25 protein-coding genes are annotated in these 23,087 nt (G+C 64.7%); 15 read left to right on the forward strand and 10 right to left on the reverse strand.

Annotated features, from left to right (window positions below):
• The 5 genes from V1261_RS11285 to V1261_RS11305 all read left to right on the forward strand — a co-directional run.
• On the forward strand, positions 1 to 289 hold a 289-nt coding region (locus V1261_RS11285), incomplete at its 5' end, for an integrase core domain-containing protein (RefSeq protein ID WP_329771099.1).
• Positions 290 to 490: 201 nt separating this feature from the next.
• The gene (locus tag V1261_RS11290) at positions 491 to 2,155 is read left to right on the forward strand and encodes a CTP synthase (protein ID WP_329771884.1); all 1,665 of its coding nucleotides are present in this window, start codon (positions 491 to 493) and stop codon (positions 2,153 to 2,155) included.
• Complete coding sequence (kdsA, locus tag V1261_RS11295) at positions 2,152 to 3,030, forward strand: 3-deoxy-8-phosphooctulonate synthase (protein WP_329771885.1); 879 nt, start codon at positions 2,152 to 2,154, stop codon at positions 3,028 to 3,030. The genes V1261_RS11290 and kdsA overlap by 4 nt, the downstream gene beginning before the upstream one ends.
• A 57-nt stretch (positions 3,031 to 3,087) precedes the next feature.
• Positions 3,088 to 4,374, forward strand: a complete 1,287-nt coding sequence (gene eno / locus V1261_RS11300; protein WP_329771886.1) for a phosphopyruvate hydratase — start codon at positions 3,088 to 3,090, stop codon at positions 4,372 to 4,374.
• A gap of 27 nt (positions 4,375 to 4,401) precedes the next feature.
• Positions 4,402 to 4,686: a septum formation initiator family protein gene (locus V1261_RS11305; RefSeq protein WP_329771887.1), complete on the forward strand. Its 285-nt coding sequence runs from the start codon at positions 4,402 to 4,404 to the stop codon at positions 4,684 to 4,686.
• A 62-nt stretch (positions 4,687 to 4,748) separates the two neighbouring features.
• Here V1261_RS11305 and hslO read toward each other — a convergent pair whose 3' ends face one another.
• Positions 4,749 to 5,738: an Hsp33 family molecular chaperone HslO gene (gene hslO, locus V1261_RS11310; protein WP_329771889.1), complete on the reverse strand. Its 990-nt coding sequence runs from the start codon at positions 5,736 to 5,738 to the stop codon at positions 4,749 to 4,751.
• 59 nt (positions 5,739 to 5,797) lie between these two features.
• Entirely contained in the window at positions 5,798 to 6,322 is a 525-nt protein-coding gene (locus tag V1261_RS11315) for a gamma carbonic anhydrase family protein (RefSeq protein WP_329771890.1), read from the reverse strand.
• 54 nt (positions 6,323 to 6,376) lie between these two features.
• Here V1261_RS11315 and V1261_RS11320 point away from each other — a divergent pair, with 54 nt between their 5' ends.
• Positions 6,377 to 7,213 carry a ferritin-like domain-containing protein gene (locus V1261_RS11320; protein ID WP_329771892.1) on the forward strand — a complete coding sequence of 279 codons (837 nt, stop codon included), beginning with the start codon at positions 6,377 to 6,379 and terminating at the stop codon, positions 7,211 to 7,213.
• Between the two features lie 30 nt (positions 7,214 to 7,243).
• The gene (locus V1261_RS11325) at positions 7,244 to 8,044 is read left to right on the forward strand and encodes a crotonase/enoyl-CoA hydratase family protein (protein WP_329771894.1); all 801 of its coding nucleotides are present in this window, start codon (positions 7,244 to 7,246) and stop codon (positions 8,042 to 8,044) included.
• 14 nt (positions 8,045 to 8,058) lie between these two features.
• On the opposite strand, the gene xerD is transcribed toward V1261_RS11325, so the two are convergent.
• The gene (xerD, locus tag V1261_RS11330) at positions 8,059 to 9,009 is read right to left on the reverse strand and encodes a site-specific tyrosine recombinase XerD (RefSeq protein WP_329771896.1); all 951 of its coding nucleotides are present in this window, start codon (positions 9,007 to 9,009) and stop codon (positions 8,059 to 8,061) included.
• Positions 9,010 to 9,126: 117 nt separating this feature from the next.
• On the opposite strand from xerD, the gene V1261_RS11335 reads away from it, so the two are divergent.
• Complete coding sequence (locus V1261_RS11335; RefSeq protein ID WP_329771898.1) at positions 9,127 to 9,924, forward strand: class I SAM-dependent methyltransferase; 798 nt, start codon at positions 9,127 to 9,129, stop codon at positions 9,922 to 9,924.
• Here V1261_RS11335 and queG read toward each other — a convergent pair.
• Positions 9,921 to 11,012, reverse strand: a complete 1,092-nt coding sequence (gene queG, locus V1261_RS11340) for a tRNA epoxyqueuosine(34) reductase QueG (RefSeq protein ID WP_405198020.1) — start codon at positions 11,010 to 11,012, stop codon at positions 9,921 to 9,923. The two genes, V1261_RS11335 and queG, sit on opposite strands and share 4 nt — an antisense overlap.
• Before the next feature lie 55 nt (positions 11,013 to 11,067).
• On the opposite strand from queG, the gene tsaE reads away from it, so the two are divergent.
• Entirely contained in the window at positions 11,068 to 11,553 is a 486-nt protein-coding gene (gene tsaE / locus V1261_RS11345) for a tRNA (adenosine(37)-N6)-threonylcarbamoyltransferase complex ATPase subunit type 1 TsaE (protein WP_329771899.1), read from the forward strand.
• Positions 11,550 to 12,998 carry an N-acetylmuramoyl-L-alanine amidase gene (locus V1261_RS11350; RefSeq protein WP_329771901.1) on the forward strand — a complete coding sequence of 483 codons (1,449 nt, stop codon included), beginning with the start codon at positions 11,550 to 11,552 and terminating at the stop codon, positions 12,996 to 12,998. The genes tsaE and V1261_RS11350 overlap by 4 nt, the downstream gene beginning before the upstream one ends.
• A 19-nt stretch (positions 12,999 to 13,017) precedes the next feature.
• On the opposite strand, the gene menA is transcribed toward V1261_RS11350, so the two are convergent.
• A complete protein-coding gene (menA, locus tag V1261_RS11355) occupies positions 13,018 to 13,947 on the reverse strand; it encodes a 1,4-dihydroxy-2-naphthoate octaprenyltransferase (protein WP_329771902.1) in 930 nt (309 codons plus the stop codon).
• Between the two features lie 30 nt (positions 13,948 to 13,977).
• Positions 13,978 to 15,327, reverse strand: coding sequence for a ferredoxin reductase family protein (locus tag V1261_RS11360; RefSeq protein ID WP_329771904.1), 1,350 nt, complete (start codon positions 15,325 to 15,327; stop codon positions 13,978 to 13,980).
• Positions 15,328 to 15,473: 146 nt separating this feature from the next.
• Here V1261_RS11360 and V1261_RS11365 point away from each other — a divergent pair, with 146 nt between their 5' ends.
• From V1261_RS11365 to groL, 3 genes are all read left to right on the forward strand, one after another.
• Positions 15,474 to 16,085, forward strand: a complete 612-nt coding sequence (locus V1261_RS11365) for a C40 family peptidase (protein ID WP_329771906.1) — start codon at positions 15,474 to 15,476, stop codon at positions 16,083 to 16,085.
• 215 nt (positions 16,086 to 16,300) lie between these two features.
• A complete protein-coding gene (gene groES / locus V1261_RS11370) occupies positions 16,301 to 16,591 on the forward strand; it encodes a co-chaperone GroES (protein WP_329771907.1) in 291 nt (96 codons plus the stop codon).
• Positions 16,592 to 16,648: 57 nt separating this feature from the next.
• Entirely contained in the window at positions 16,649 to 18,286 is a 1,638-nt protein-coding gene (gene groL, locus V1261_RS11375) for a chaperonin GroEL (RefSeq protein ID WP_329771908.1), read from the forward strand.
• Positions 18,287 to 18,391: 105 nt separating this feature from the next.
• On the opposite strand, the gene V1261_RS11380 is transcribed toward groL, so the two are convergent.
• On the reverse strand, positions 18,392 to 19,054 hold the full coding sequence (locus V1261_RS11380) for a toprim domain-containing protein (protein ID WP_329771910.1): 663 nt from the start codon (positions 19,052 to 19,054) through the stop codon (positions 18,392 to 18,394).
• Between the two features lie 140 nt (positions 19,055 to 19,194).
• On the opposite strand from V1261_RS11380, the gene V1261_RS11385 reads away from it, so the two are divergent.
• Positions 19,195 to 19,623 carry an Hsp20/alpha crystallin family protein gene (locus V1261_RS11385; protein ID WP_329771912.1) on the forward strand — a complete coding sequence of 143 codons (429 nt, stop codon included), beginning with the start codon at positions 19,195 to 19,197 and terminating at the stop codon, positions 19,621 to 19,623.
• A 60-nt stretch (positions 19,624 to 19,683) separates the two neighbouring features.
• Here the strand turns inward: V1261_RS11385 and pgi are convergent, their stop codons facing one another.
• Both pgi and tal read right to left on the reverse strand, forming a co-directional pair.
• On the reverse strand, positions 19,684 to 21,327 hold the full coding sequence (gene pgi / locus V1261_RS11390; RefSeq protein ID WP_329771913.1) for a glucose-6-phosphate isomerase: 1,644 nt from the start codon (positions 21,325 to 21,327) through the stop codon (positions 19,684 to 19,686).
• Positions 21,324 to 22,277: a transaldolase gene (tal, locus tag V1261_RS11395; protein ID WP_329771914.1), complete on the reverse strand. Its 954-nt coding sequence runs from the start codon at positions 22,275 to 22,277 to the stop codon at positions 21,324 to 21,326. Before tal ends, pgi begins: the two co-directional genes overlap by 4 nt.
• A 39-nt stretch (positions 22,278 to 22,316) precedes the next feature.
• Between tal and V1261_RS11400 the strand changes: the two genes are divergently transcribed.
• Positions 22,317 to 22,826, forward strand: coding sequence for a hypothetical protein (locus tag V1261_RS11400; protein WP_329771915.1), 510 nt, complete (start codon positions 22,317 to 22,319; stop codon positions 22,824 to 22,826).
• Between the two features lie 6 nt (positions 22,827 to 22,832).
• On the opposite strand, the gene V1261_RS11405 is transcribed toward V1261_RS11400, so the two are convergent.
• The gene (locus V1261_RS11405; RefSeq protein ID WP_329771916.1) at positions 22,833 to 23,072 is read right to left on the reverse strand and encodes a hypothetical protein; all 240 of its coding nucleotides are present in this window, start codon (positions 23,070 to 23,072) and stop codon (positions 22,833 to 22,835) included.
• Positions 23,073 to 23,087: the final 15 nt, after the last annotated feature.

Consider the following 23,087-nt stretch of genomic DNA (forward strand, 5'->3'; position numbering starts at 1 on the left):
CTATCAGGAGCTGCACCAGCGACATGGAGTCACGTGCTCGATGACAGATGGCTATGATTGCTATCAGAATGCGCTGGCCGAGCGGGTCAACGGCATTCTAAAGACAGAGCTTCTGCTGCATCGTCCGGCTGACTTGGCTCAGGCACGGCGCATGGTGGCTGAATCTGTGCAGATCTATAACCACGAGCGGGTTCATACTTCGCTGAAAATGCAAACGCCCGATGCGATGCATCGGGCATCATTGGCCGCAACTGCAGGAGCAGCCTGCCAATTTGTGGTGTCAACTTAATTCAGGACGGGTCAACCTACAATTATTTTGCGAAGTTTACACATTTTTTGTTGCTGGTTGCAACCATACACAAATCCGCGTTCCGGGCAATCAGAAAAACCACGCAGCAGCTGGCGCAAACCGTCCCGCTTGCCTGCAGCTGCCGGCCTGTACGTATAATTGGAATTTCCCACCACGCGAGGGCAAGCCTCGCTATTGGCCATGACTACCAAATTCGTATTCGTCACCGGCGGTGTCGTCTCTTCCCTGGGCAAGGGCATTGCGGCGGCGTCGCTGGCTGCCATCCTGGAATCGCGCGGCCTCAAGGTCACCCTGATCAAGCTGGATCCCTACATCAACGTGGACCCCGGCACCATGAGCCCCTTCCAGCACGGTGAAGTGTTCGTCACTGACGACGGTGCCGAGACCGACCTGGACCTGGGGCACTACGAGCGTTTCATCGAAACGCGCATGAACAAGTCCAACAACTTCACCACCGGACGCATCTACCAGTCGGTGCTGGAGAAGGAGCGCCGCGGCGACTACCTGGGCAAAACGGTGCAGGTGATCCCGCACATCACCAACGAGATCCAGGAGTACATCAAGCGCGGTGCCGGCATCGGCACGCCGGATGCGGTCGATGTCGCGATCTGCGAAGTCGGCGGTACCGTGGGTGACATCGAGTCCCTGCCCTTCCTGGAAGCCGTGCGTCAGTTGAGCCTGAAGCTCGGCCCCAACCACAGCGCCTTTGTCCACCTGACCTATGTGCCGTGGATTGCCGCTGCCGGCGAGCTGAAGACCAAGCCAACCCAGCACACGGTGCAAAAGCTGCGCGAAATCGGCATCCAGCCCGATGCCCTGCTGTGCCGCGCCGATCGCGAGATCCCGGGCGAGGAGCGCGAGAAGATCAGCCTGTTCACCAACGTGCCCGAGTGGGGCGTGATCAGCATGTGGGACGTGGACACCATCTACAAGGTGCCGCGCATGCTGCACGAGCAAGGCCTGGACGGCCTGATCTGCGACAAGCTGCGCCTGAACACGCCGCCGGCCACGCTGAAGCGCTGGGACGATCTGGTCTACGCGCTGGAACACCCGCAGCACACGCTGCGCGTGGCCATGGCCGGCAAGTACGTGGAACTGTCCGACAGCTACAAGTCGATCAACGAGGCGCTGCGCCACGCCGGCATGAAGAACCACAGCCGTGTGGAAATCTGCTACATCGATTCCGAAACGCTGACGCCCGAGAACGTGGCGCAGGAGCTGTCGGTGTATGACGCGATCCTGGTGCCGGGCGGCTTTGGCAAGCGCGGAGTGGAAGGCAAGATTGCCGCTGCCCGCTATGCGCGTGAAAACGGCGTGCCCTACCTCGGCATCTGCCTGGGCATGCAGGTCGCCACCATCGAATACGCGCGCAACATGGCCGGCCTGGCCAACGCCAACAGCACCGAATTCGAACCCGACACACCCTACCCCGTCATCGCCCTGATCGACGAGTGGAAGGACGCCGATGGCAGCATCCAGACGCGCAACGCCGATTCCGACCTGGGCGGCACCATGCGCCTGGGCGCGCAAAGCTCGGACGTCAAGCCGGGCACGCTGGCGCACCAGATCTACGGCGACGTGGTGACCGAGCGCCACCGCCATCGCTACGAAGCCAACACCCAGTACCTGGATCGCCTGAGCGAGGCCGGCCTGGTGATCTCGGCGCGCACCCAGCGCGAGCACCTGACCGAGATCGTCGAACTGCCGCAGAATGTGCACCCCTGGTACGTGGGCGTGCAGTTCCATCCGGAATTCAAGTCCACCCCCTGGGACGGCCACCCGCTGTTCAATTCCTACATCAAGGCCGCGCTGCAACGCCAGCAGTCCGGCAAGGAGCAAGCATGAAACTCTGCGGATTCGACGTTGGTCTGGAGCATCCCTTCTTCCTGATTTCCGGCCCTTGCGTGGTCGAAAGCGAGCAGCTGCAGCTGGATGTGGCCGGTCGCCTGCAGGAAATCACCGGCAAGCTGGGCATTCCCTTCATCTTCAAGAGCAGCTACGACAAGGCGAACCGCTCCAGTGGCAGCAGCTTCCGTGGCCCCGGCATGCAGGCCGGCCTGGACATCCTGGCCAAGGTCAAGCGTGAACTGAACGTGCCGATCCTGACCGATGTGCACACCGAAGCCGAAGTGCCGATGGTGGCCAGCGTGGTCGACGTGCTGCAGACGCCGGCCTTCCTGTGCCGCCAGACCGATTTCATCCGCGCCGTGGCCCAGTCCGGCAAGCCGGTGAACATCAAGAAGGGCCAGTTCCTGGCTCCGCACGACATGAAGAACGTGATCGACAAGGCGCGCGCGGCAGCCGCCGAGGCCGGTCTGGAAACCGACAACTTCATGGCCTGCGAACGCGGTGCCAGCTTTGGCTACAACAACCTGGTGAGCGATATGCGCTCGCTGGCGATCATGCGCGAAAGCGGCGCACCGGTAGTCTATGACGCCACCCACAGCGTGCAGCTGCCGGGCGGCCAGGGCACCAGCAGCGGCGGCATGCGCGAGATGGTGCCGGTGCTGTCGCGTGCGGCGGTGGCGGTTGGCGTGGCCGGCCTGTTCATGGAAACCCACCCGAACCCGAGCTGCGCCCTGAGCGATGGCCCCAACGCCGTGCCGCTGGAGCACATGCCCGAGCTGCTGGAAACCCTGCTGGAGCTGGATCGCGTCACCAAGAAGACGATCGCCAGCCGTGGCCTGCTGGAAGAACGCATCCAGCAGTTCTGCCAGTAAGCCAGCCTGATCCGTATTTGTCCGATTTTTTGAAAACCCGAGAGAAAAGGAACTCCCATGAGTGCAATCGTTGATATCGTCGGCCGCGAAGTCCTGGACAGCCGTGGCAACCCCACCGTCGAGTGCGACGTGCTGCTGGAAAGCGGCGTGATGGGCCGCGCTGCCGTGCCGAGCGGCGCCTCCACCGGCAGCCGCGAGGCGATCGAACTGCGTGACGGCGACAAGAGCCGTTACCTGGGCAAGGGCGTGCTGAAGGCGGTCGAGCACATCAACACCGAAATCCTGGAAGCCGTGCTGGGCCTGGACGCCTCCGAGCAGGCCTTCCTGGACCGCACCCTGATCGAACTGGACGGTACCGACAACAAGAGCCGTCTGGGCGCCAACGCCATGCTGGCTGTGTCCATGGCCGTGGCCCGCGCTGCTGCCGAAGAATCCGGCCTTCCGCTGTACCGCTACTTCGGTGGCATGGGTGGCTACCAGCTGCCGGTGCCGATGATGAACGTGATCAACGGTGGCGCACACGCCAACAACAACCTGGACCTGCAGGAGTTCATGATCATCCCGGTGGGCGCTCCGTCCTTCCGTGAAGCGCTGCGTTACGGCACCGAGGTGTTCCACGCGCTGAAGAAGATCATCCACGACAAGGGCATGAGCATTGCCGTGGGCGACGAAGGCGGCTTTGCCCCGAACGTCGACAACCACGAAGCCGCGATCCAGCTGATCCTGCAGGCGATCAGCGACGCCGGCTACACCCCGGGCCAGGAAATCGTGCTGGGCCTGGACTGCGCCAGCTCCGAGTTCTACAAGGACGGCAAGTACGTGCTGGAGGGCGAAGGCGGCCTGCAGCTGACGGCCGAAGAATGGGCCAACATGCTGGCGACCTGGTGCGACAAGTACCCGATCATCAGCATCGAGGACGGCATGGCCGAAGGCGACTGGGACGGCTGGAAGCTGCTGACCGAGAAGCTGGGCCAGAAGGTGCAGCTGGTCGGTGATGACCTGTTTGTGACCAACACCAAGATCCTGCAGGAAGGCATCGAGAAGGACATCGCCAACTCGATCCTGATCAAGATCAACCAGATCGGCACCCTGACCGAGACCTTCGAGGCGATCGAGATGGCCAAGCGTGCCGGCTACACCGCCGTGATCAGCCACCGCTCCGGCGAGACCGAGGACAGCACGATTGCCGACATCGCCGTGGGCACCAACGCTGGCCAGATCAAGACCGGCTCCCTGAGCCGCTCCGACCGCATGGCCAAGTACAACCAGCTGCTGCGCATCGAGGAAGACCTGGGCGACATCGCCGTGTACCCGGGCCGCAAGGCGTTCTACAATCTGCGCTAATCCCGCAGCCGTCACACCCGCATCGCCATGAACCTGTCCATCAATCGCATCGTCACCGCCGTGCTGATTGCCGTGCTGCTGGTGCTGCAGATCCAGATCTGGACCGGTCGTGGCAGCGTGCAGGAGGTGAGCCTGATGAAGCAGCAGCTGGAAAGCCAGCGCGATACCAACGCGCAGCTGGAACAGCAGATCAGCCGCATCGAATCCGAGATTGCCGACCTGAAGGAAGGCCTGTCCACGGTGGAAGAGAAAGCCCGTTACGAGATGGGCATGCTCAAGCCGAACGAGATCTTTGTGCAGATTGCACGCTGAGCGCCCTGCTTCCAACGAAAAAATCCCGCCTATGCGGGATTTTTTCTTGCCGTGGCAAGGACTTACTGCAGCTTGTCGCTGGCCGGCGGCTGTTGCGCAGCCGAGGTGAACAGCTGCGCCACCTCGACCTTGTCGAAATGGTACTGCTGGCCACAGAACTCACAGCCGACCTCGATCTCGCCGTGGTCCTCGAGGATGCTCTCGGCCTCCTCCTGGCCCAGCGTACGCACCATGTTGGCGACGCGCTGCTGGCTGCAGGTGCAGGCAAAGTGCGGTACCGGATCGGTCTCGGCCGGCACGAAGCGCAGCAGCTTCTCGTTCCAGAACAGGCGGTGCAGGATGGTGTCCAGGTCCAGCTCCAGCAACTCTTCTTCCTTCAGGCTTTGCGCCAGCGTGGCGATATGGTTGTAGCTCTCGTCGGCTTCGGCGCGGGCTTCATCGCTAGGCGCGGCGGTGCTGCCAGCCAGGTTGGCCTCGCCTTCCAGCGGCAGGCGCTGGATCAGCAGGCCGGCGGCGACCTGCTCGTTGGCGGCCAGTACCAGCGTGGTGTCCAGCTGTTCGCTCTGGCGCATGTAGTGGCGCAGCATGTCGGCGACGCGCGCAAACGGCTGGCCGGTGCTGTCCTTGAGCGGCACCACGCCCTGGTAGGGTTGCTGCCCCGGCAGGCGGTCGCGCGGGTCCAGCGTGATCGCGCACTGGCCCTGGCCGTGCAGGTTGACCAGTTCGGTCATGCCGGCATCTTCCGCCACCTCGCCAACGATGCTGGCGGTGGCGCGCAGGCCCAGGCTGGGCTGCACTTCGGCCACGGCCACCTTGACCGGGCCATCACCCTGCACCTGCAGGATCAGCGCGCCGTTGAACTTGATATTGGACTGCATCAGCATGGCGGCGGCCGTCATCTCGCCAAGCAGGTGGTTGACGGAGGCCGGATACGGACCGCTCTGGGTATTGGCGGCGCGGCGCTGCACCACCTCTTGCCAGGCATCGGTCAGGCGCACGGCCACGCCGCGCACCGGAATGCCGTCAAACAGGAATTTCTGGATCTGGGACATGGTTGTTCTCGTGAAACGGCCCGGCGCAGCTGGCCAGGCCCAGATTGTCCAGATGGGGTTCAGCCGATCTTCTTCAAGCCTTGGCGATAACGGCTGGCGTTGCCGATATAGTGCTGCGCGCTCTGGCGCAGGCCTTCGATCTGCTCGGGCGTGAGCTGGCGCACCACCTTGGCCGGGCTGCCCAGGATCATGCTGCCATCGGGGAACTCCTTGCCTTCCGTCACCAGCGCACCAGCGCCGACCAGGCAGTTCTTGCCGATTTTTGCGCCATTGAGCACCACGGCACCAATGCCGATCAGGCTCTCGTCGCCAATCGTGCAGCCGTGCAGCATCACCATGTGGCCGACCGTGACGTGACGGCCGATGGTCAGCGGCACGCCTTCATCGGTATGCAGCACGCTGCCGTCCTGGATATTGCTGCCTTCGCCGATAGTGATCGGGTCGTTGTCGCCGCGCAGCGTGCAGTTGAACCAGATATTCACGTCAGCCGCCAGATGCACATCGCCCATGACCTGGGCGGAATCGGCTACCCAGGCGCTGTCAGCCACCTGGGGGGTCTTGTCGTCGAGTTGGTAAAGGGCCATGCTGGTCTGTCTCCGGTCAAAAACGGGGCGGCGGCGCGCGCCTACAATGTTTCCATGAGTGTACGACAAGCCGCCCGCGCCGCCCTGAGCCTGACCGATCCTGCCGCCAAGGTGGCTGCCACCCATGCCGTCTGGCAGCAGGCGCAGGACGCCGATCTGGCCACGGAAGCCAGCCTGTCCGCCGAGGCGCTGATCGCGCTGGAGCCGGCACCGATTCCCGGCCGTCCGGACCAGCCGGAACTGGTGCATCCGAAAGACGTGGCACAGCGCAGCGTGCATACGCCAGCTGGCCGTGCCGCGCTGCTGCACGCAGTGGTGCATATCGAATTCAACGCCATCAACCTGGCACTTGATGCAGTCTGGCGCTTCAGTGGCATGCCCGAAGGCTTTTACCTGGACTGGCTGCGCGTGGCGCGCGAGGAAGCCGAGCACTTCACCATGCTGCACGAGCACCTGCAGCAGATGGGCTGGCAGTACGGCGATTTTGTCGCGCACGATGGCCTGTGGACGATGTGCGAGAAGACCGCCGATGACATCGTGGCGCGCATGGCGCTGGTACCGCGCACGCTGGAGGCGCGCGGGCTGGATGCCACGCCGCTGATCCAGCAGCGCCTGCGTGCGATCAACGCCGACGATGCGCAGGTCACGGCGAATCTGCTCGATACCATCCTGCGGGACGAGATCGGCCATGTGGCGATCGGCAACCACTGGTACCGCTGGCTGTGTGCGCGCTACGAACTGGAGCCGGTCTCGCACTATGGCGAGCTGGTGCACCAGTACGCGGCACCACGCCTGAAGCCACCCTTCAACGAGGCAGCGCGCAAGCAGGCCGGCTTCAGCCAGGAAGAGCTGGACTACCTGCTGGGCATGGGCGTGCAACAGGCACAATAGAAAGATCACAAGACCTATCAGGAGACCCCGATGAACGACGCACTGCTCTACGAACAGGATGGTGCCATCGTCACGCTGACGATGAACCGCCCCGACATGCGCAACCCGATTTCCGAGCCGGACATGATCGAGGCCTTCGAGGATGCGGTACTGCGCATCAACCGCGATGCCAGCGTGCGCGTGGTGATCCTGACTGGCGCTGGCAGCGCGTTTTCCTCCGGCGGCAACGTCAAGCACATGCGGGATCGTGAAGGCATGTTCGGCGGTTCGCCGGCACAGATCCGCAACGGCTATCGCCACGGCATCCAGCGCATTCCGCGTGCTCTGTGGGAGCTGGAGGTGCCGGCGATTGCCGCCGTCAACGGCCCGGCCATCGGCGCTGGTTGCGACCTGACCTGCATGTGCGATATCCGCATCGCCTCCACCAGGGCCCAGTTTGCCGAGAGCTTTGCCAAGATCGGCATCATCCCCGGCGACGGCGGTGCCTGGCTGCTGCCACGCGTGGTCGGCATGTCACGCGCCAGCGAAATGGCGTTTACCGGCGAACCGATAGATGCGCAGACCGCACTGGCCTGGGGTCTGGTGTCGCGCGTGGTGGAGCCAGAGCAGCTGCTGGACAGCGCGCGCCAGCTGGCGCAGCGCATTGCCGTGAACCCGCCGCAGGCGGTGCGCATGAGCAAGCGCCTGCTGCGCGAGGGCCAGCACATGCGCCTCGACAGCCTGCTGGAACTGTCGGCCGCGATGCAGGCGCTGGCGCACCACACGCAGGACCACGCCGAAGCGGTCAACGCAATGCTGGAAAAGCGCCCCGGCAGCTACACCGGCGAATAAGCCGGCACGCCAGTTCAGCCACGCGGATGGTGCTGCGCCACCATCTGCTTCAGGCGTTCGCGCGCCACATGCGTGTAAATCGTGGTGGTGCTGATATCGGCATGGCCGAGCAGCAGTTGTACCGAACGCAAGTCCGCGCCATGGTTGAGCAAATGCGTGGCAAAGGCATGGCGCAGGGTGTGCGGTGACAGCGGCGTGGTGATGCCGGCCTGTTGCGCATACTTTTTCACCAGATGCCAGAACATGGCGCGCGTCATCGCCTCGCCGGGGTGCGCGCCGCGAATCGTCACGAACACGGCATCGGTCTGATGGCCCTTGAGCAGCGCCGGGCGCGCCTGTTCCAGGTAGCGCTGCAACCAGTCATGCGCCACATCACCAAACGGCACCAGCCGTTCCTTGTCGCCCTTGCCGGTGATGCGCAGCACGCGCTCGCTCGGGCTGATATGGAACAGGCGCAGATCGACCAGCTCGCTGACGCGCAGGCCGCTGGCGTACATCAGTTCCAGCATGGCGCGATCGCGCTGGCCAAGCTCGGTATCCCCATCCGGCGCGGCCAGCAAGGCCTCGACCTGGGCTTCGCTCAGCGTCTGCGGCACGCGTGCCGGCTGGCGCGCCGCCTGCAGCCGCAGCGTCGGATCTTCCGCCAGGCGCTGCTCGCGCACCGCCCAGCGGTAGAAACGCTTGAGCACGGTCAGCTTGCGGTTGGCACTGGTGGCCTTGCCGCCCTGGCCCTGCACGCCGCCGCTGCTGAAGAGATAGCCCTGGTAGAGCTGGATATCCATTTCCAGCGCCTGCAGCAAGCTGCGCGGCGGTGTCTGCTGCGCCAGCCAGCGCACGAACAGTGCCAGATCGCTGCGGTAAGCGGCCAGCGTGTTGCGGCTCAGGCCGTCTTCGAGCCAGAGGGCATCAAGGAAGGCGTCGATCTCGTCAGGGGCGCGGACAGGAAGCGTGTCGGTATCGGACATGCCGCCATTATCCGGGCAGCCGGCGCCAGTGCCGATAGCTGCCCTCGCCAGATACGTGTGCTGCCGGCATCAGTCTGGCGTAAGCTGGCAGGCATCATCTTTCAGGAGCCATCCGCCATGTCCCGACCAGCCGGCAATCACGACGATGTCGTGCAGCAACAGTACCAGCCCCGCGCCCAGGCCTACGCCAGCAGCGCCGTCCATGCCGCCGGCCCGGATCTGGCGCGCGCCAGCGAGCTGGTCGCCTCCCTGGCGGCTGCCGATGCCGGCTGGCAGGTGCTCGATGCCGGCTGTGGTGGCGGCCATCTCGGTTTTGCGCTGGCTGCGCTGCCGCCCATCGCGCAGGTCTGTGCGCTGGATCCGACCCCGGCCATGCTGGAGGTGGTGCAGCAGGGCGCAATTGAGCGCGGATTGGCGCAGCGCCTGCACACGCTGCAAGGCCATGCCGGCGCGCTGCCGTTTGCCGATGCCCACTTCGATCTGGTCGCCAGCCGCTACAGCGCCCACCATTGGCGCGACCTGGAGGCTGGCCTGGCCGATCTGGTGCGTGTGCTGCGTCCGGGCGGCTACCTGCTGATGATCGACACGCTGGGACACGAGGACGTGCTGTGCCATGTGCACAGCCAGACCATGGAACTGCTGCGCGATGCCTCGCATGTCTGCAACCGTTCGATCCCGGAATGGCGGCAGCTGCTGCAAGCCGCCGGCGTCGACATCCTGCATGAGCAGGCCTGGCCGCTACGACTGGAGTTTGCCTCCTGGATTGCACGCATGCAGACTCCGCCCGATCGCGCCCAGGCGGTACGCGCCGTGCTGCAACAGGCACCGGCCGAAGTGCGCGATGCCCTGCTGGCCGAGGCCGATGGCAGCTTCACGCTGCAGACCGGCCTCTGGCTGGCCCGCAAGCCGGTCTAGCCCTGCGCCAGCGCCCAGGCCACGTGCTCGCGCACCAGCGCCTCCGGATGTCCGGCATGCCGTTGCAAGGCCGTTCGGATCGCATCAGCCTGGCCGGCATCGGCCACGCGCAGCGCATTGCCCAGTGCCACGGCAATATTGCGCAGCCAGCGCACATGGCCGATGCGGCGGATCGGGCTGCCTTCGGTACAGCGCAGGAAGGTGGCCTCGTCCCATTGCCAGAGCTGCAGCAGCTGCGCACTGCCGAGGCCATGGCGTTCGTCAAAATCCGGCAGCGCCTGGCGCCGGGCAAACTTGTTCCAGGGGCAGATCAGCTGGCAGTCATCACAGCCGTAGATACGGTTGCCCAGCAGCGGCCGCAGTTCCAGCGGGATCGGGCCATCGTGCTCGATCGTCAGGTAGGAAATGCAGCGGCGCGCATCGAGCCGGTACGGCGCGATGATGGCCTGGGTCGGGCAGATGTCGATGCAGGCGCGGCACTGGCCGCAGTGGCCGGTTTCCGGCTCGGTCAGCGGCAGCGCCAGATCGATATAGATTTCGCCGAGGAAGAACATGGAGCCGGCCTCGCGGTTCAGCGTCAGCGTGTGCTTGCCGCGCCAGCCCTGGCCGCTGCGGCTGGCCAGCTCGACCTCGAGCACCGGGGCGGAATCGGTAAACACGCGGTGGCCGAACGGTCCGAGTACGCCCGCCATGGCATCGGCCAGCTTCTGCAGGCGCTGACGCAGCACCTTGTGGTAATCACGGCCACGGGCGTAGAGCGATACCACCGCTTCGCCGGGCTGCTGCAGCCGGGCCAGTTCATGCTCGCGCCAGTCTTCCGGCGTCGCGCCGGGCAGATAATCCATGCGCGCCGTGATCACGCGCACCGTGCCCGGCACCAGCTCGGCCGGGCGCGCGCGCTTCAGGCCATGGCTTTCCATGTAGTGCATGCTGCCGTGAAAGCCCTGCTTGAGCCAGGCCAGCAGCCCCGGCTCGGCGCTGGACAGGTCGACATCGGCCACGCCCAGTCGGGAAAAGCCGAGCGCGGTCGCCTGCTGCTGCAGGATCGACCATAATGTTTCCGGACTGGGGGGCGTCTGCTGTTCCACGATTCCTGTTTCCAACCTGCTGCCGGCGGCCCGCGGCCAGCCCCATGCAGCTGTGATGACACTGATGATTGTAAAAAACCTGACCTGGCCTGACGAATCGGCTACCCAGGAGTTTGCCAGCCGGCTGGCCGCTTACTGGCAACAGCATCCGGACAGCGCCGATCTGCTGGTGCTGCTGCACGGTGACCTTGGCGCCGGCAAGACGACGCTGGTACGCCATCTGCTGCGCGGCCTGGGCGTGGCGGGCCGCATCAAGAGCCCGACGTATGCGCTGGTGGAGCCATATGTAACCCCCTGTGTGCAAGTGTGGCATTTTGATTTTTACCGCTTTGCCGACCCGCAAGAATGGGAAGATGCAGGGTTACGCGACATTTTCGCCACGCCGGGCCTGAAACTGGTCGAGTGGCCGGACAAGGCCGGGGACCTGCTGCCGCAGCCCGACTGGATCATCCGGCTCAGCTCCGATGTGGATGAAGTGCGCCATCTCACCCTGGAAGCCCTGACGCCGCGTGGCGTCACCCTGATGCAGGAAGCGACATGATCCAACGCAGGACGATCATCCAGAGCGCCGGACTGATGCTGGCAGGCATCTCCGGCAGTGTGCGCGCCGCCAATATCGTGGCCGTGCGCGCCTGGCCCGCCCCCGAATACAGCCGAATCACGCTGGAATCCGACCAGCCGCTGCAGTACACCCAGACCCTGATCCAGAATCCGCACCGGCTGGCTGTCGATATCACCGGCGTTCCACTCACGCAGGAGCTGCGCGACCTGGTCAGCAAGGTGCCGCCGGACGATCCGAATATCGGCGGTATCCGTGTCGGCCAGTACGATACCAACACGGTGCGTATCGTGGTCGACCTGAAGCAGCAAGTCACGGCGCAGGTGTTCACGCTGAACCCGGTTGCGGCCTACCAGAACCGCCTGGTGTTCGACCTCTACCCGGGCCAGGCCAAGGCGGTGGATCCGCTGGAACAGCTGATTGCCGAATACACGCGCGATCCCGGCGCGCCGACGCCCACTGCTCCGGCACCAGCTCCGGCGGCCCCCACCCTGCCGCCGCCGTTCCAGAGCGCCGCGGCCGGCAGCAGCGATCCGCTGGCCGATCTGATTGCACGCCGCTCCACCAGCATGGCAGCGCTGTCCCCGGCGCCGGCCAGCCCGCCGCGTATCACCGTCGCGCCCGAACGTCCGGTGCCGTCCAGGCCGATCCCGCGTCCGGAACCAGCCCCCATGGCGCCGGCCGTGCGTACCGCCAGCCGCACCGACCGCCTGATCATCGTCGCACTCGATCCCGGCCATGGCGGCGAGGATCCCGGCGCCATCGGCCCGGGCGGCACCTACGAGAAAACCATCGTGCTTGCAATTGCGCGCAAGCTGCGCGACCGCATCAACCGCAGCAGCGTCAACGGCAGCCCGATGCGCGCCTTCCTGACGCGTGACGGCGACTATTTCGTGCCGCTGAACACGCGCGTGCAGAAGGCACGCCAGGTACAGGCCGACCTGTTCATCAGCATCCACGCCGATGCCTTCATCACGCCACAGGCGAATGGCTCCAGCGTCTACGCGCTCAGCACCACCGGCGCCAGCAGCAGTGCCGCACGCTGGCTCGCCAACAAGGAAAACAATGCCGACCTGGTCGGCGGCCTGAACGTGCGCAGCCGCGATGCCACCGTGCAGCGTGCCCTGCTCGACATGAGTACCACCGCACAAATCCGTGACAGCCTGTCGCTGGGCGGTGCATTGCTGGGCGAAATCGGCAAGATCAACCGCCTGCACAAGCCCAAGGTGCAACAGGCGGGTTTTGCCGTGCTGAAGGCGCCGGACATTCCCAGCGTGCTAGTGGAAACTGCCTTTATCAGCAATCCGGGTGAAGAGCGCAAGCTGGCCAGCGGCTCGCACCAGAACGTGCTGGCCGATTCGCTGATGCAGGGCATCCAGCGTTATTTCCGCCAGAACCCGCCGCTGGCGCGCAGCCGTACGGTCTGAGCCGGCCGGCTGCCCCAGCTCAATCGAGCATCAGCGCCAGCACCCAGAGCACGGTAAACGCCAGTTGGAGGTGCGCCGTGCGCGCCAGCAGCCAGTTGTGGCGCCGGCTGGGCTCCCAGGTCGCCATGCGCCAGGCCAGCACCAGGGCCAATGGAAGTGTCAGGTGTGGCAGCGCATGGACCCAGTTACGTGCCTGCGAAGCCGCCAGCAGGTAGGGCACGGCCAGCATGGCAGCGTAAATCATGCGGCTGGCCGTCAGGCCAATGCGCACCGACAGTGTGTCCTTGCCGGCCAGCGCGTCCGATGCCGCATCACGCGTGTTGTTGACCAGCATCACGGCCGAAGCAAAGGCGCCCATCATGTGGCCCAGGATCCAGATCTGCCGGCTCAGCGTGCCGGTCTGCAGGTAATAGGTACCCAGCACCGCTGCCAGCCCGAAAAACACCCAGACAAACACCTCGCCCAACGGCCCATGCGAGATCGGTGCCGGCCCCATGGTGTAGGCCCAGCCGCAGAACAGCGCCACCAGCCCGAGGATCACGATCGGCCAGCCGCCGACCCAGGCCAGGTACATGCCGAGCGCAAAAGCCAGCAGCAGGCAGCCCAGACCGGCCTGCTTGACCTGGCGCGTGCTCAGCCAGCCCTTGGCCACGGCACGATCCGGCCCAAGGCGCTGGCCCCGGTCAATGCCGCTTTCGTAATCACCGGCATCGTTGAGCAGGTTGGTGGCAATCTGGATCAGCACCGCCGCCAGGAAGGTGACGATGGCCACATCCCAGTGCAGCATGCCGAGCTGGTGCCAGGCCAGGGTACAGGCCGCCAGGACGCCGGACAGCGTCACGCCCAGCGTATGCGGGCGGGCGGCCAGCAGCCAGGCCACGGCGGGAGAAGGAGCTGGTCGCGCCGGAGGGCGGTTTGCGGCGTCGAAACTGTCAGCGTTTTGCGTCATGCCCCGGATTGTAGGCAATCCGGAATCCGCTCATCGCATCGCGAATAGTTCCTGATGGAATTGATCTGCCGGCAGGCCATGCGCGCACAGGTCCTGGCGCAGCGCATCGGCAAACCCGGTCGGGCCGCAGAACCAGACACTGGCGGTCTGCCAGTCGGGCACCAGCTGGCGCAGGCGCGCGCCGGTCAGATAGCCATCGCGCTTGTCCACCATCACATGCAGGCGCACACCGGCGGCATCGGCATTGTCGCGCAGCAACTGCAGCGCCTCGCCATCGTCATGCGCGACCGGGTGGAACAGGTCGACCGCCTCATGCTGCACGCCGCTCTCCTGCTGCATCTGCTGCATGCGTGCGATGAAGGGCGTGATACCGATACCGGCACCGATCCAGATCTGGCGGCCACGGCCCCCGTTGAAGGTGAAGCGACCGTACGGACCTTCCACCGTGACCGGCATGCCCGGCTTGAGCACCTCGTGCAGCGTGCTGGTGTGATCGCCCAGCGCCTTGGTCACGAACAGGATCTCGCGCTGCTGCGGATCCCAGCTCGAGGCCATGGTGTACGGGTGGGCACGCTCGGAGCTGCCGATCACGTTGACAAAGGCAAACTGCCCGGCCTGGTGCCCCGGCCAGCCCTGCTCCAGCCGCACCCGGGTGGCCAGGATATGCAGATCAGGGAAATAGCGCAGATGGCTAATCTTGCCAGGGACCTGGCGGCTGGCACCGACCCGGCCCAGCAGCACCAGCACCGCCGCCACGCTGCCCGCCACGACCAGCAGCGCCATCACCCAGCCAATCGGCTGCGTCCAGTAATCGAACTTCATCAGCACCAGCGTGTGCCAGCACAGCACCAGATAGGTGATTGCCAGGATCTTGTGCGTCTTGATGAACAGGCGGTACGGGAAGCGCTTGACCAGCGCCAGCACCATCAGGATCAGCGCCGCGTAGAACGCCCATTCGCCCAGGGTCTCAGCCAGACCGCGCTGCGTGCGCAGCCAGGCCTCGATCCCTTGCAATGGCCCGCCCGGGCCGCTACCGCTGCCCCCGGCCGGCCGCTCCAGCCAGCCCCAGCCGACCATCCACTTGGTGCCCTTGGCCCACCACCAGTGCAGCACGCTGGTCACCAGCGCAGCAATACCCAGCCACTTGTGCAGGCGGTACATCTTGTCCAGGCCATCCAGCGCCGATTCCAGCCAGGCCGGACGCAGCGCCAGCCACATGCACAAGGCCATGCTGCCCATGGCCAGCACACCGCTGTACTGCACGAAGACGTTGCGGAACGGGAAATAGCCAAATGGCTGCGGCCACAGGGAATCGGCCATCAGCCACAGCCCTGTCAGACCCAGCAAGATGCCCCACAGGGCGGCCCGTATTCTGCGCATGGAAACCTCACTTTCATTAGAGATATTTCCATGGTAGCCGCCGAATCTTAAGACTGACTGATGGAACAGTACTACCTTGGTAGGATACAGGGCACTGGACGGCATCTGCCAGCAGTGGTAAATTGCTTGAAAATCAGGAACTTGCCATGCATTCTTGCACCAGAGCCACAGACATTGCCGATCCCGATCCGCTGCGCCGCCAGGCCATGGCGCTGCTGCCCCTGCTGGCCGCCACTGCGCTGCTGGCCGGCTGTGGCTCCAGCCCCAGGACAGGCAGCCGACAGGCGCGCCGCCCTGCCCCCGCCCCTACAGGCGGCCAGTTGCGCACGCGCTACCCGCAACTGGCAGCCAGCCGGCCGGTCCTGCTCGATCCGCGCCTGCGCGAAGCCGCCGTCGCCAGCGCCCTGATGACGGTCAACACGCCCTACCGCTACGGCGGCAATACGCCGGAAGGCGGCTTTGACTGCAGCGGGCTGGTGCAATACGTGTTCAACAGCATCGGTGGCCAGCGCCTGCCGCGTAGCACGCGCCAGTGGGCCGAAGGCAGCACGCCGCTGGAGCTGTCGCGGCTACAGCGCGGCGACCTGCTGTTCTTCAATACCAGCGGTGCCTCGTTCTCGCACATGGGCATCCATATCGGCAACCACCAGTTCGTGCACGCGCCGTCCACCGGCGGCACGGTGCGCACCGACAGCCTCTACAACCGCTATTTCGCACCGCGTTTTGACGGCGCACGCAGCGTGTTCCAGCGCGCCTGAAACCGGCCAAATCCTGCGGCGCAACAGGAATTTGCCGCTCGGCTCTTGAAATCCTGCCGGACACCCTTATCATTAGCACTCATCAGGGCAGAGTGCTAACAACGCCCTGTGCCAGCCTCGCGGCTGGTCTGCCTCAGGCATTCCACTGGCACCTTCCACAGGTGCCAGTGCCCATTTTTCAATCTGAACTCAACCAGTTCTCAAAGGAGATCCTCATGAAACTGCGTCCCATCGCCGATCGCGTGATCGTCAAGCGTCTGGAAAACGAAACCAAGACTGCCTCCGGCATCGTCATCCCCGACAACGCCGCCGAGAAGCCCGACCAGGGTGAAGTGCTGGCCGTGGGCCCGGGCAAGAGCAACGACAAGGGCGAAGTCAAGGCCCTGTCCGTGAAAGTGGGCGACCGCGTCCTGTTCGGCAAGTACAGTGGCCAGACCGTGAAGCTGAACGGCGAAGAACTGCTGGTCATGAAGGAAGACGACCTGTTCGCCGTCGTCGAGCAGTAATCGTTTCCATCCCCTTCTGAACATTCATTCAAGACAAAGAACACTGGAGAAATTCACATGGCAGCTAAAGACGTAGTATTTGGCAATGACGCACGCGCCCGCATGGTTGAAGGCGTGAACATCCTGGCCAACGCGGTCAAGACCACCCTGGGCCCGAAGGGTCGCAACGTGGTGCTGGAGCGCTCCTTCGGCGCCCCCACCGTGACCAAGGACGGCGTGTCCGTGGCCAAGGAAATCGAGCTGAAGGACAAGCTGCAGAACATGGGCGCGCAAATGGTCAAGGAAGTCGCTTCCAAGACCTCCGACAACGCTGGTGACGGTACCACCACCGCCACCGTGCTGGCCCAGGCCATCGTGCGCGAAGGCATGAAGTACGTGGCCGCCGGCATGAACCCGATGGACCTGAAGCGCGGTATCGACAAGGCCGTTGCCGCCCTGGTCGAGCAGCTGAAGGGCGCTTCCAAGCCCACCACCACCTCCAAGGAAATCGCCCAGGTCGGTTCCATTTCCGCCAACTCCGACGAATCCATCGGCCAGATCATCGCTGAAGCCATGGACAAGGTTGGCAAGGAAGGCGTGATCACCGTGGAAGACGGCAAGTCCCTGCAGAACGAGCTGGACGTCGTCGAGGGCATGCAGTTCGACCGCGGCTACCTGTCTCCCTACTTCATCAACAACCCCGAGAAGCAGGTTGCCAACCTCGAGAACCCCTTCGTGCTGCTGTTCGACAAGAAGATCAGCAACATCCGCGACCTGCTGCCCGTGCTGGAAGCCGTGGCCAAGGCCGGCCGTCCGCTGCTGATCATCGCTGAAGATGTCGATGGCGAAGCACTGGCGACCCTGGTGGTCAACACCATCCGCGGCATCCTGAAGGTCGTGGCCGTCAAGGCTCCGGGCTTCGGCGACCGTCGCAAGGCCATGCTGGAAGACATCGCCATCCTGACCGGCGGCAAGGTGATCGCCGAGGAAGTGGGCCTGTCCCTGGAGAAAGTCACGCTGGCCGACCTGGGCCAGGCCAAGACGATCGAAGTGGGCAAGGAAAACACCACCATCATCGACGGCGCTGGCGCTGCTGCCGACATCGAGGCACGCGTCAAGCAGATCCGCATCCAGATCGAGGAAGCCACCTCTGACTACGACCGCGAGAAGCTGCAGGAACGCGTGGCCAAGCTGGCCGGCGGTGTGGCCGTGATCAAGGTGGGCGCTGCCACCGAAGTCGAGATGAAGGAGAAGAAGGCCCGCGTGGAAGACGCCCTGCACGCGACCCGCGCTGCCGTGGAAGAAGGCATCGTGGCCGGCGGTGGCGTGGCCCTGCTGCGCGCCCGCGCCGGTGTTGGCGAGATCAAGACCGAGAACCTGGACCAGGAAGCTGGTGTCAAGCTGGTGTTCAAGGCGATCGAAGCCCCGCTGCGTGAAATCGTGGCCAACGCCGGTGACGAGCCGAGCGTGGTGGTGAACAAGGTGCTGGAAGGCTCCGGCAACTTCGGCTTCAACGCCGCCAACCACACCTATGGCGACATGATCGAAATGGGTATCCTGGACCCGACCAAGGTGACGCGCACGGCGCTGCAGAACGCGGCTTCCGTTGCCAGCCTGATGCTGACCACCGAGTGCATGGTCGCCGAGCTGCCGAAGGAAGACGGCCCGGCCATGCCTGACATGGGCGGCATGGGTGGCATGGGCGGCATGATGTAATCAGCCCCTTGCCTCCGGCGGCAGGCTCCGGCCTGCTGCCCGCAAGACCCGACCCGCAGTGGCGCAAGCCCTGCGGGTTTTTTCATGTCCGCGCCAGCCTGCGCTTCAGGCGCCGCCAAACACCTCGATCACCAGCTGCACCTCGTCCGGCGTCACCACGCTGGCCTGGCGCGTGTCGGGATGCACGCAGCTGTCGTGCAGCAACTCGGACGGGAGGCTGCCCAGGCCGCGGTAGCCATGGCGCATGCGCAGCGCCAGGCCCTGGCTTTCGCGGTGCTGCTGCAGCTCGCGTGCATGGGCTGGCGTGTAGGCATGGTGGAAGCTGATCTCGCCCGTGTCGGCATCGAGCATTTCCAGCGATACCATGGGCGCGCGCACCATCCAGACGCGCTGCTGCAGGATCAGCTGCGGCTGCCAGCGCCACAGGTAGAGCAGCAACAAGGCACCGATATGGATGCCGTCGGCATCGGGATCGAGCAACAGCAGCAGTTTTTCATAGCGTGGGGCATCGCCCTGCTGCACGGCATTCGGCAGGCCGAGCGCATCGGCGAGCTGCTGGTAGAGCGGACTCGCCAGTACCCTGGCCTCGGTCGCCTGCCAGGCATTGAGCGGCTTGCCCTGCAGTGGTAGCACGCCTTGCAACTGGGCATGGCGCACCGCCGCCACCGAACGTGCCGCCGATTCCCCCTCGACGACCAGCAGCTCGGTGCCGTTGCCCCGCTGTGTGCTGTCCTGCAGCCTGGCGCTGCTCTGACCCTTGTAGTACATGGCTATCGTCTGTTGTTGGAGTCTGTAGCACTATCCATACGATTGCTTACTTGTGTGCTGCACACGCAACCGCATCTGTAGAGCAAGAGCGCTGCAGGTGCAGCGCCATCACCCATTGTGACGCAGACAAGGAGCATCGCATGACTTCACCCCTGACCCGTGGCAGCCTGCTGGACGACTTTTTCAAGGAAGTCGCCCCGGGCTTTTTCATCAAGCCGCTGCATGGCGATCCGGTCCCCTCCGCTTCGCAGATCAAGATCGACGTGTCGGAAAACGACCAGGCGTTTACCGTGCGCGCCGAAATCCCCGGCGTCAACAAGCAGGACATCCACGTCTCGGTCGATGGCAGCATCGTCACGCTGAGCGCGGAAATCCGCCAGCACGATGCCGAACGCGAAGGCGAGAAGCTGCTGCGCAGCGAACGCTACTACGGATCCGTTTCGCGCAGCTTCCAGCTGCCAGCCGAAGTGGACGAGGCGCAATCGAAGGCGCGCTATGAAAACGGCATCCTGCTGCTGAGCCTGCCGAAAAAGGTCAGCAACAGCCCGCAACGGCTGACGGTCGAATAAGCGGCCAGGCAGCTTCTATCTAGCAGCCCCATCGCCCTGCGTGATGGGGCTTTTTCGTGCTCAGCGCAGGCGGCGCAGCAGGTCGGCGGTGGACGGATCCAGTCCATCCAGATCGCCGCTGGCAAAGCGCGGCACGATGTCGCGCGCCAGCCGCTTGCCCAGTTCCACGCCAAACTGGTCGAAGCTGTTGATGCCCCAGATCGCGCCGCAGACAAACACGCGATGCTCATGCAAGGCCAGCAAGGCCCCCAGCGTGCGCGGATCGAGCCGGTCCAGCACATAAAAACTGCTCGGGCGGTTGCCGGGACAATCGCGCTGGGCGTCATCGCCGCTGCTGCCCTGCATCAGTGCCTGCGCCTGCGCCAGCGCATTCGCCAGCAGCAGCGTGTGGTGGCCGTCCAGCGCATGCGCGGGCTCACGTACCGCCAGAAACTCCACCGGCAGCATGTGCGGCCCCTGGTGCAGCAGCTGGAAAAACGCATGCTGGCCGTTCGATCCCGGTTCGCCCCAGACCGTTGGCGCGGTGAAATACTCCAGCCGCTCGCCATTGCGCGTCACGCCCTTGCCGTTGCTCTCCATCTCCAGCTGCTGGATATAGGCCGGCAGGCGTTGCAGGCCGCTGTGGTACGGCGCCATGCAGCGCGCCGAATGGCCGAGAAAGCTGCAGTTCCACACCACCAGCAGCCCCATCTTGAGCGGCAGGTTGTCGCGTGGCGCGGCGTGCAGGAAATGCTGGTCCACCTCATGCGCGCCATCCAGGAAGGCGCGGAATCCGTCGGCACCGATGGCAATCGCCAGCGGCAGGCCAATCGCCGACCAGATCGAATAACGGCCACCGACCCAGTCCCAGAAACCGAAGGTCGTTTCGATACCGAGTGCTGCTGCGGCATCCAGATTCGTGGTGATGCCGACAAAGTGATCGCGGACCGCCAATTGCCCGCCTGACTCCCGCTGGAACCAGTGCAGCGCGGTGCGCGCATTGGCCATGGTTTCCAGCGTGGTAAAGGTCTTGCTGGCGATAATGAACAGGGTGGACTGCGGCTGCAGCTGGCGCAGCACCCGGTCCAGCTCGTGGCCATCGACATTGCTGACGAAATGGAAACGCTTGCCGCTCTGGCAGTACGGCTCCAGCGCCTCCACCGCCATGCGCGGCCCCAGGTCCGAGCCGCCAATGCCGATATGCACCACATCGGTGATCTGCGCATTGGCGCGCACCGATTCGGCAAACGCCAGGAAGTCCGTGCGTACGGCATCGACCTCTTGCCAGAGACCGCGCAAAGACTCCGGCACGCTGGTCGCATCCGGGCAGCGCAACAGCCAGTGCATCACGGCACGCTGCTCGGTGCTGTTGATCGGTTCGCCGCTGAACATGGCATCGCGCAGCGCCAGCACCTGGCGCTGGTCGGCCAGCTGCATCAGCAACCGCACCACGCGGCGATCGGCATGCACCTTGGAGGCATCGACATGCAGCAAGCGGCTGCCGTCGCGTGCATGCAGGGTCTGGCTGAAAGTCTGCAGGCGCTGGGCGTCCTGGGCAAAGGCCTGGCGCAGGTCAAAGGCACCGAGCGCGACCGCGGCCTCCCAGCCGTGCAGCTGGTTGACCGGGAAGCGCCGCGATTCGGCCAGCAGCGCGTCCCAGGCAGGCGCGTGGTTGGCCAGGCCACAGGCGCTGCCCCAGCCGGCCGAAGCGTCTGCTGCGCTCATGCAGCCAGCATCAACTGTTCCAGCTTGACGGCATCGGCGGCAAAGGCGCGAATGCCTTCGGCCAGTTTTTCGGTGGCCATGGCGTCCTCGTTCAGGGCATAGCGGAAGCCGGCTTCGTCATAGTGCACGGCAACCACCGGGTGCTGCTGCGCCATCTGGAGAGTCAGCTCAGGCAGCATGCCGGCGGGCGCTTCGGTGGCGGCCAGCTGCGCCAGCAGATCCGGGCTGATGGTCAGCAGGTCACAGCCGGACAGCGCCATGATCTGGCCGGTATTGCGGAAGCTGGCGCCCATGATTTCGGTCTTGATGCCGTGCAGCTTGAAGTACTGGTAGATGCGGCGTACCGACTGCACGCCAGGATCATTGGTGCCGGCCATGGCCTGCTCGTCCCAGCTGGCGCCGGCCTGCTTCTTGTACCAGTCGTAGATACGGCCGACAAACGGGGAAATCAGTTGCACGCCGGCATTGCCACAGGCCACCGCCTGGCAGAAGGCGAACAACAGGGTCAGGTTGGTGCGGATACCCTGCGCCTCAAGCTGGCGCGCGGCTTCGATGCCTTCCCAGGTGGCGGCAATCTTGATCAGCACGCGCTCGGGCAGCACGCCACGCTGGCGGTACAGGCCCATGATGCGCTCGGCGCGCGCCACGGTGGCCGCCGTATCGAACGACAGGCGCGCATCGACTTCGGTGGAAACACGGCCCGGAATGTGCTTGAGGATCTCGCAGCCAAAGCGCACCAGCAGCTGGTCCATGGTGAAGCCCAGGTCGTCCTTGCCGTAGTCGGCCACGGCCTGCTCCAGCAGCGGTGCATAGTCGGGCTTTTGCACGGCTTTCAGGATCAGCGACGGGTTGGTGGTTGCATCCTGCGGCTGGAATTGCGCCAGTTGCATGAAGTCACCGGTGTCGGCAACCACGATGGTGGATTGTTTGAGTGCTTCGAGCTGGTTCATGAAGCCGATTATGATGGATTTCAGTGCAATTACAATGACATGACAACCCTGCCTCCGCCCCTGTCCACCATGCGCCGTCTCCTGATTTCCTCCCTGCTGCTGACCACCCTGCCTGCCCTGGCAACGCCTGTCCCGCCGGCCGCTGCGTCCGCCAGCGCCGCTGCCTCGGCCCCGGACGAGGTCCAGGTCTGCCTGCAGCCCGGCCCCTATGGCCAGCAGCACATGCTGGGCGAGTGGTTCATCACGCTGAATCCGGCCGCCGAAGAGCTGTCGCCAGCGCTGCCGCTGCAACTGGCCGCCCATCCCGAATACGCCGGCAGCCTGCGTGGCACGCTGCTGCGCCAGGGCCGTCAGGTTCAGGTGGCGGGCGAGATGCGGGATGGCCGCATCGGCATGGAAGAATCGGTGGATGGCACGCGCACCAGCGGCCTCTGGCGTGGTGACGTGGTGCCGGGCAGCTGCGGCGAGCTGATCGAAGGCGACTGGCTGGACCTGACCCAGCCGACCGAGTCCTGGGTACCGTTCCTGATGCAGCGCGCCAGCCGCTGAGTGTGCTCAGATGGCGTCGGGATTCTCCGCCACGCCCGGTTGCAGCTGGTCCAGCAGTTGCTGGAAGGCATCGCGCACCTGCGCCTCACTGCAACCGAGCAGCAGCGCATCGTCCATGGCATCCTGCAGCAGATCGCGCAATTCGCCATAGTTTTCGTTCAGCACCTTGACCTTTTCAAAGCAGGACACGACGCTGCCATCCGGCTTGCGCCAGGTGATGGAGGGGGTGGGATCGGAAACAGCCATCGCGAGATTTTAACG

It is taken from the genome of Brachymonas sp. J145, from assembly GCF_036312245.1.
In the GTDB taxonomy this organism is placed as follows: Bacteria; Pseudomonadota; Gammaproteobacteria; order Burkholderiales; family Burkholderiaceae_C; genus Brachymonas; species Brachymonas wangyanguii.

Bases quoted from the DNA above. Each gene is read 5' to 3' on its own strand.
- V1261_RS11290 (WP_329771884.1), top strand. From the start codon at position 491: ATGACTACCAAATTCGTATTCGTCACCGGCGGTGTCGTCTCTTCCCTG.
- kdsA (WP_329771885.1), top strand. From the start codon at position 2,152: ATGAAACTCTGCGGATTCGACGTTGGTCTGGAGCATCCCTTCTTCCTG.
- eno (WP_329771886.1), top strand. From the start codon at position 3,088: ATGAGTGCAATCGTTGATATCGTCGGCCGCGAAGTCCTGGACAGCCGT.
- V1261_RS11305 (WP_329771887.1), top strand. From the start codon at position 4,402: ATGAACCTGTCCATCAATCGCATCGTCACCGCCGTGCTGATTGCCGTG.
- hslO (WP_329771889.1), bottom strand. From the start codon at position 5,738: ATGTCCCAGATCCAGAAATTCCTGTTTGACGGCATTCCGGTGCGCGGC.
- V1261_RS11315 (WP_329771890.1), bottom strand. From the start codon at position 6,322: ATGGCCCTTTACCAACTCGACGACAAGACCCCCCAGGTGGCTGACAGC.
- V1261_RS11320 (WP_329771892.1), top strand. From the start codon at position 6,377: ATGAGTGTACGACAAGCCGCCCGCGCCGCCCTGAGCCTGACCGATCCT.
- V1261_RS11325 (WP_329771894.1), top strand. From the start codon at position 7,244: ATGAACGACGCACTGCTCTACGAACAGGATGGTGCCATCGTCACGCTG.
- xerD (WP_329771896.1), bottom strand. From the start codon at position 9,009: ATGTCCGATACCGACACGCTTCCTGTCCGCGCCCCTGACGAGATCGAC.
- V1261_RS11335 (WP_329771898.1), top strand. From the start codon at position 9,127: ATGTCCCGACCAGCCGGCAATCACGACGATGTCGTGCAGCAACAGTAC.
- tsaE (WP_329771899.1), top strand. From the start codon at position 11,068: ATGACACTGATGATTGTAAAAAACCTGACCTGGCCTGACGAATCGGCT.
- V1261_RS11350 (WP_329771901.1), top strand. From the start codon at position 11,550: ATGATCCAACGCAGGACGATCATCCAGAGCGCCGGACTGATGCTGGCA.
- menA (WP_329771902.1), bottom strand. From the start codon at position 13,947: ATGACGCAAAACGCTGACAGTTTCGACGCCGCAAACCGCCCTCCGGCG.
- V1261_RS11360 (WP_329771904.1), bottom strand. From the start codon at position 15,327: ATGCGCAGAATACGGGCCGCCCTGTGGGGCATCTTGCTGGGTCTGACA.
- V1261_RS11365 (WP_329771906.1), top strand. From the start codon at position 15,474: ATGCATTCTTGCACCAGAGCCACAGACATTGCCGATCCCGATCCGCTG.
- groES (WP_329771907.1), top strand. From the start codon at position 16,301: ATGAAACTGCGTCCCATCGCCGATCGCGTGATCGTCAAGCGTCTGGAA.
- groL (WP_329771908.1), top strand. From the start codon at position 16,649: ATGGCAGCTAAAGACGTAGTATTTGGCAATGACGCACGCGCCCGCATG.
- V1261_RS11380 (WP_329771910.1), bottom strand. From the start codon at position 19,054: ATGTACTACAAGGGTCAGAGCAGCGCCAGGCTGCAGGACAGCACACAG.
- V1261_RS11385 (WP_329771912.1), top strand. From the start codon at position 19,195: ATGACTTCACCCCTGACCCGTGGCAGCCTGCTGGACGACTTTTTCAAG.
- pgi (WP_329771913.1), bottom strand. From the start codon at position 21,327: ATGAGCGCAGCAGACGCTTCGGCCGGCTGGGGCAGCGCCTGTGGCCTG.
- tal (WP_329771914.1), bottom strand. From the start codon at position 22,277: ATGAACCAGCTCGAAGCACTCAAACAATCCACCATCGTGGTTGCCGAC.
- V1261_RS11400 (WP_329771915.1), top strand. From the start codon at position 22,317: ATGACAACCCTGCCTCCGCCCCTGTCCACCATGCGCCGTCTCCTGATT.
- V1261_RS11405 (WP_329771916.1), bottom strand. From the start codon at position 23,072: ATGGCTGTTTCCGATCCCACCCCCTCCATCACCTGGCGCAAGCCGGAT.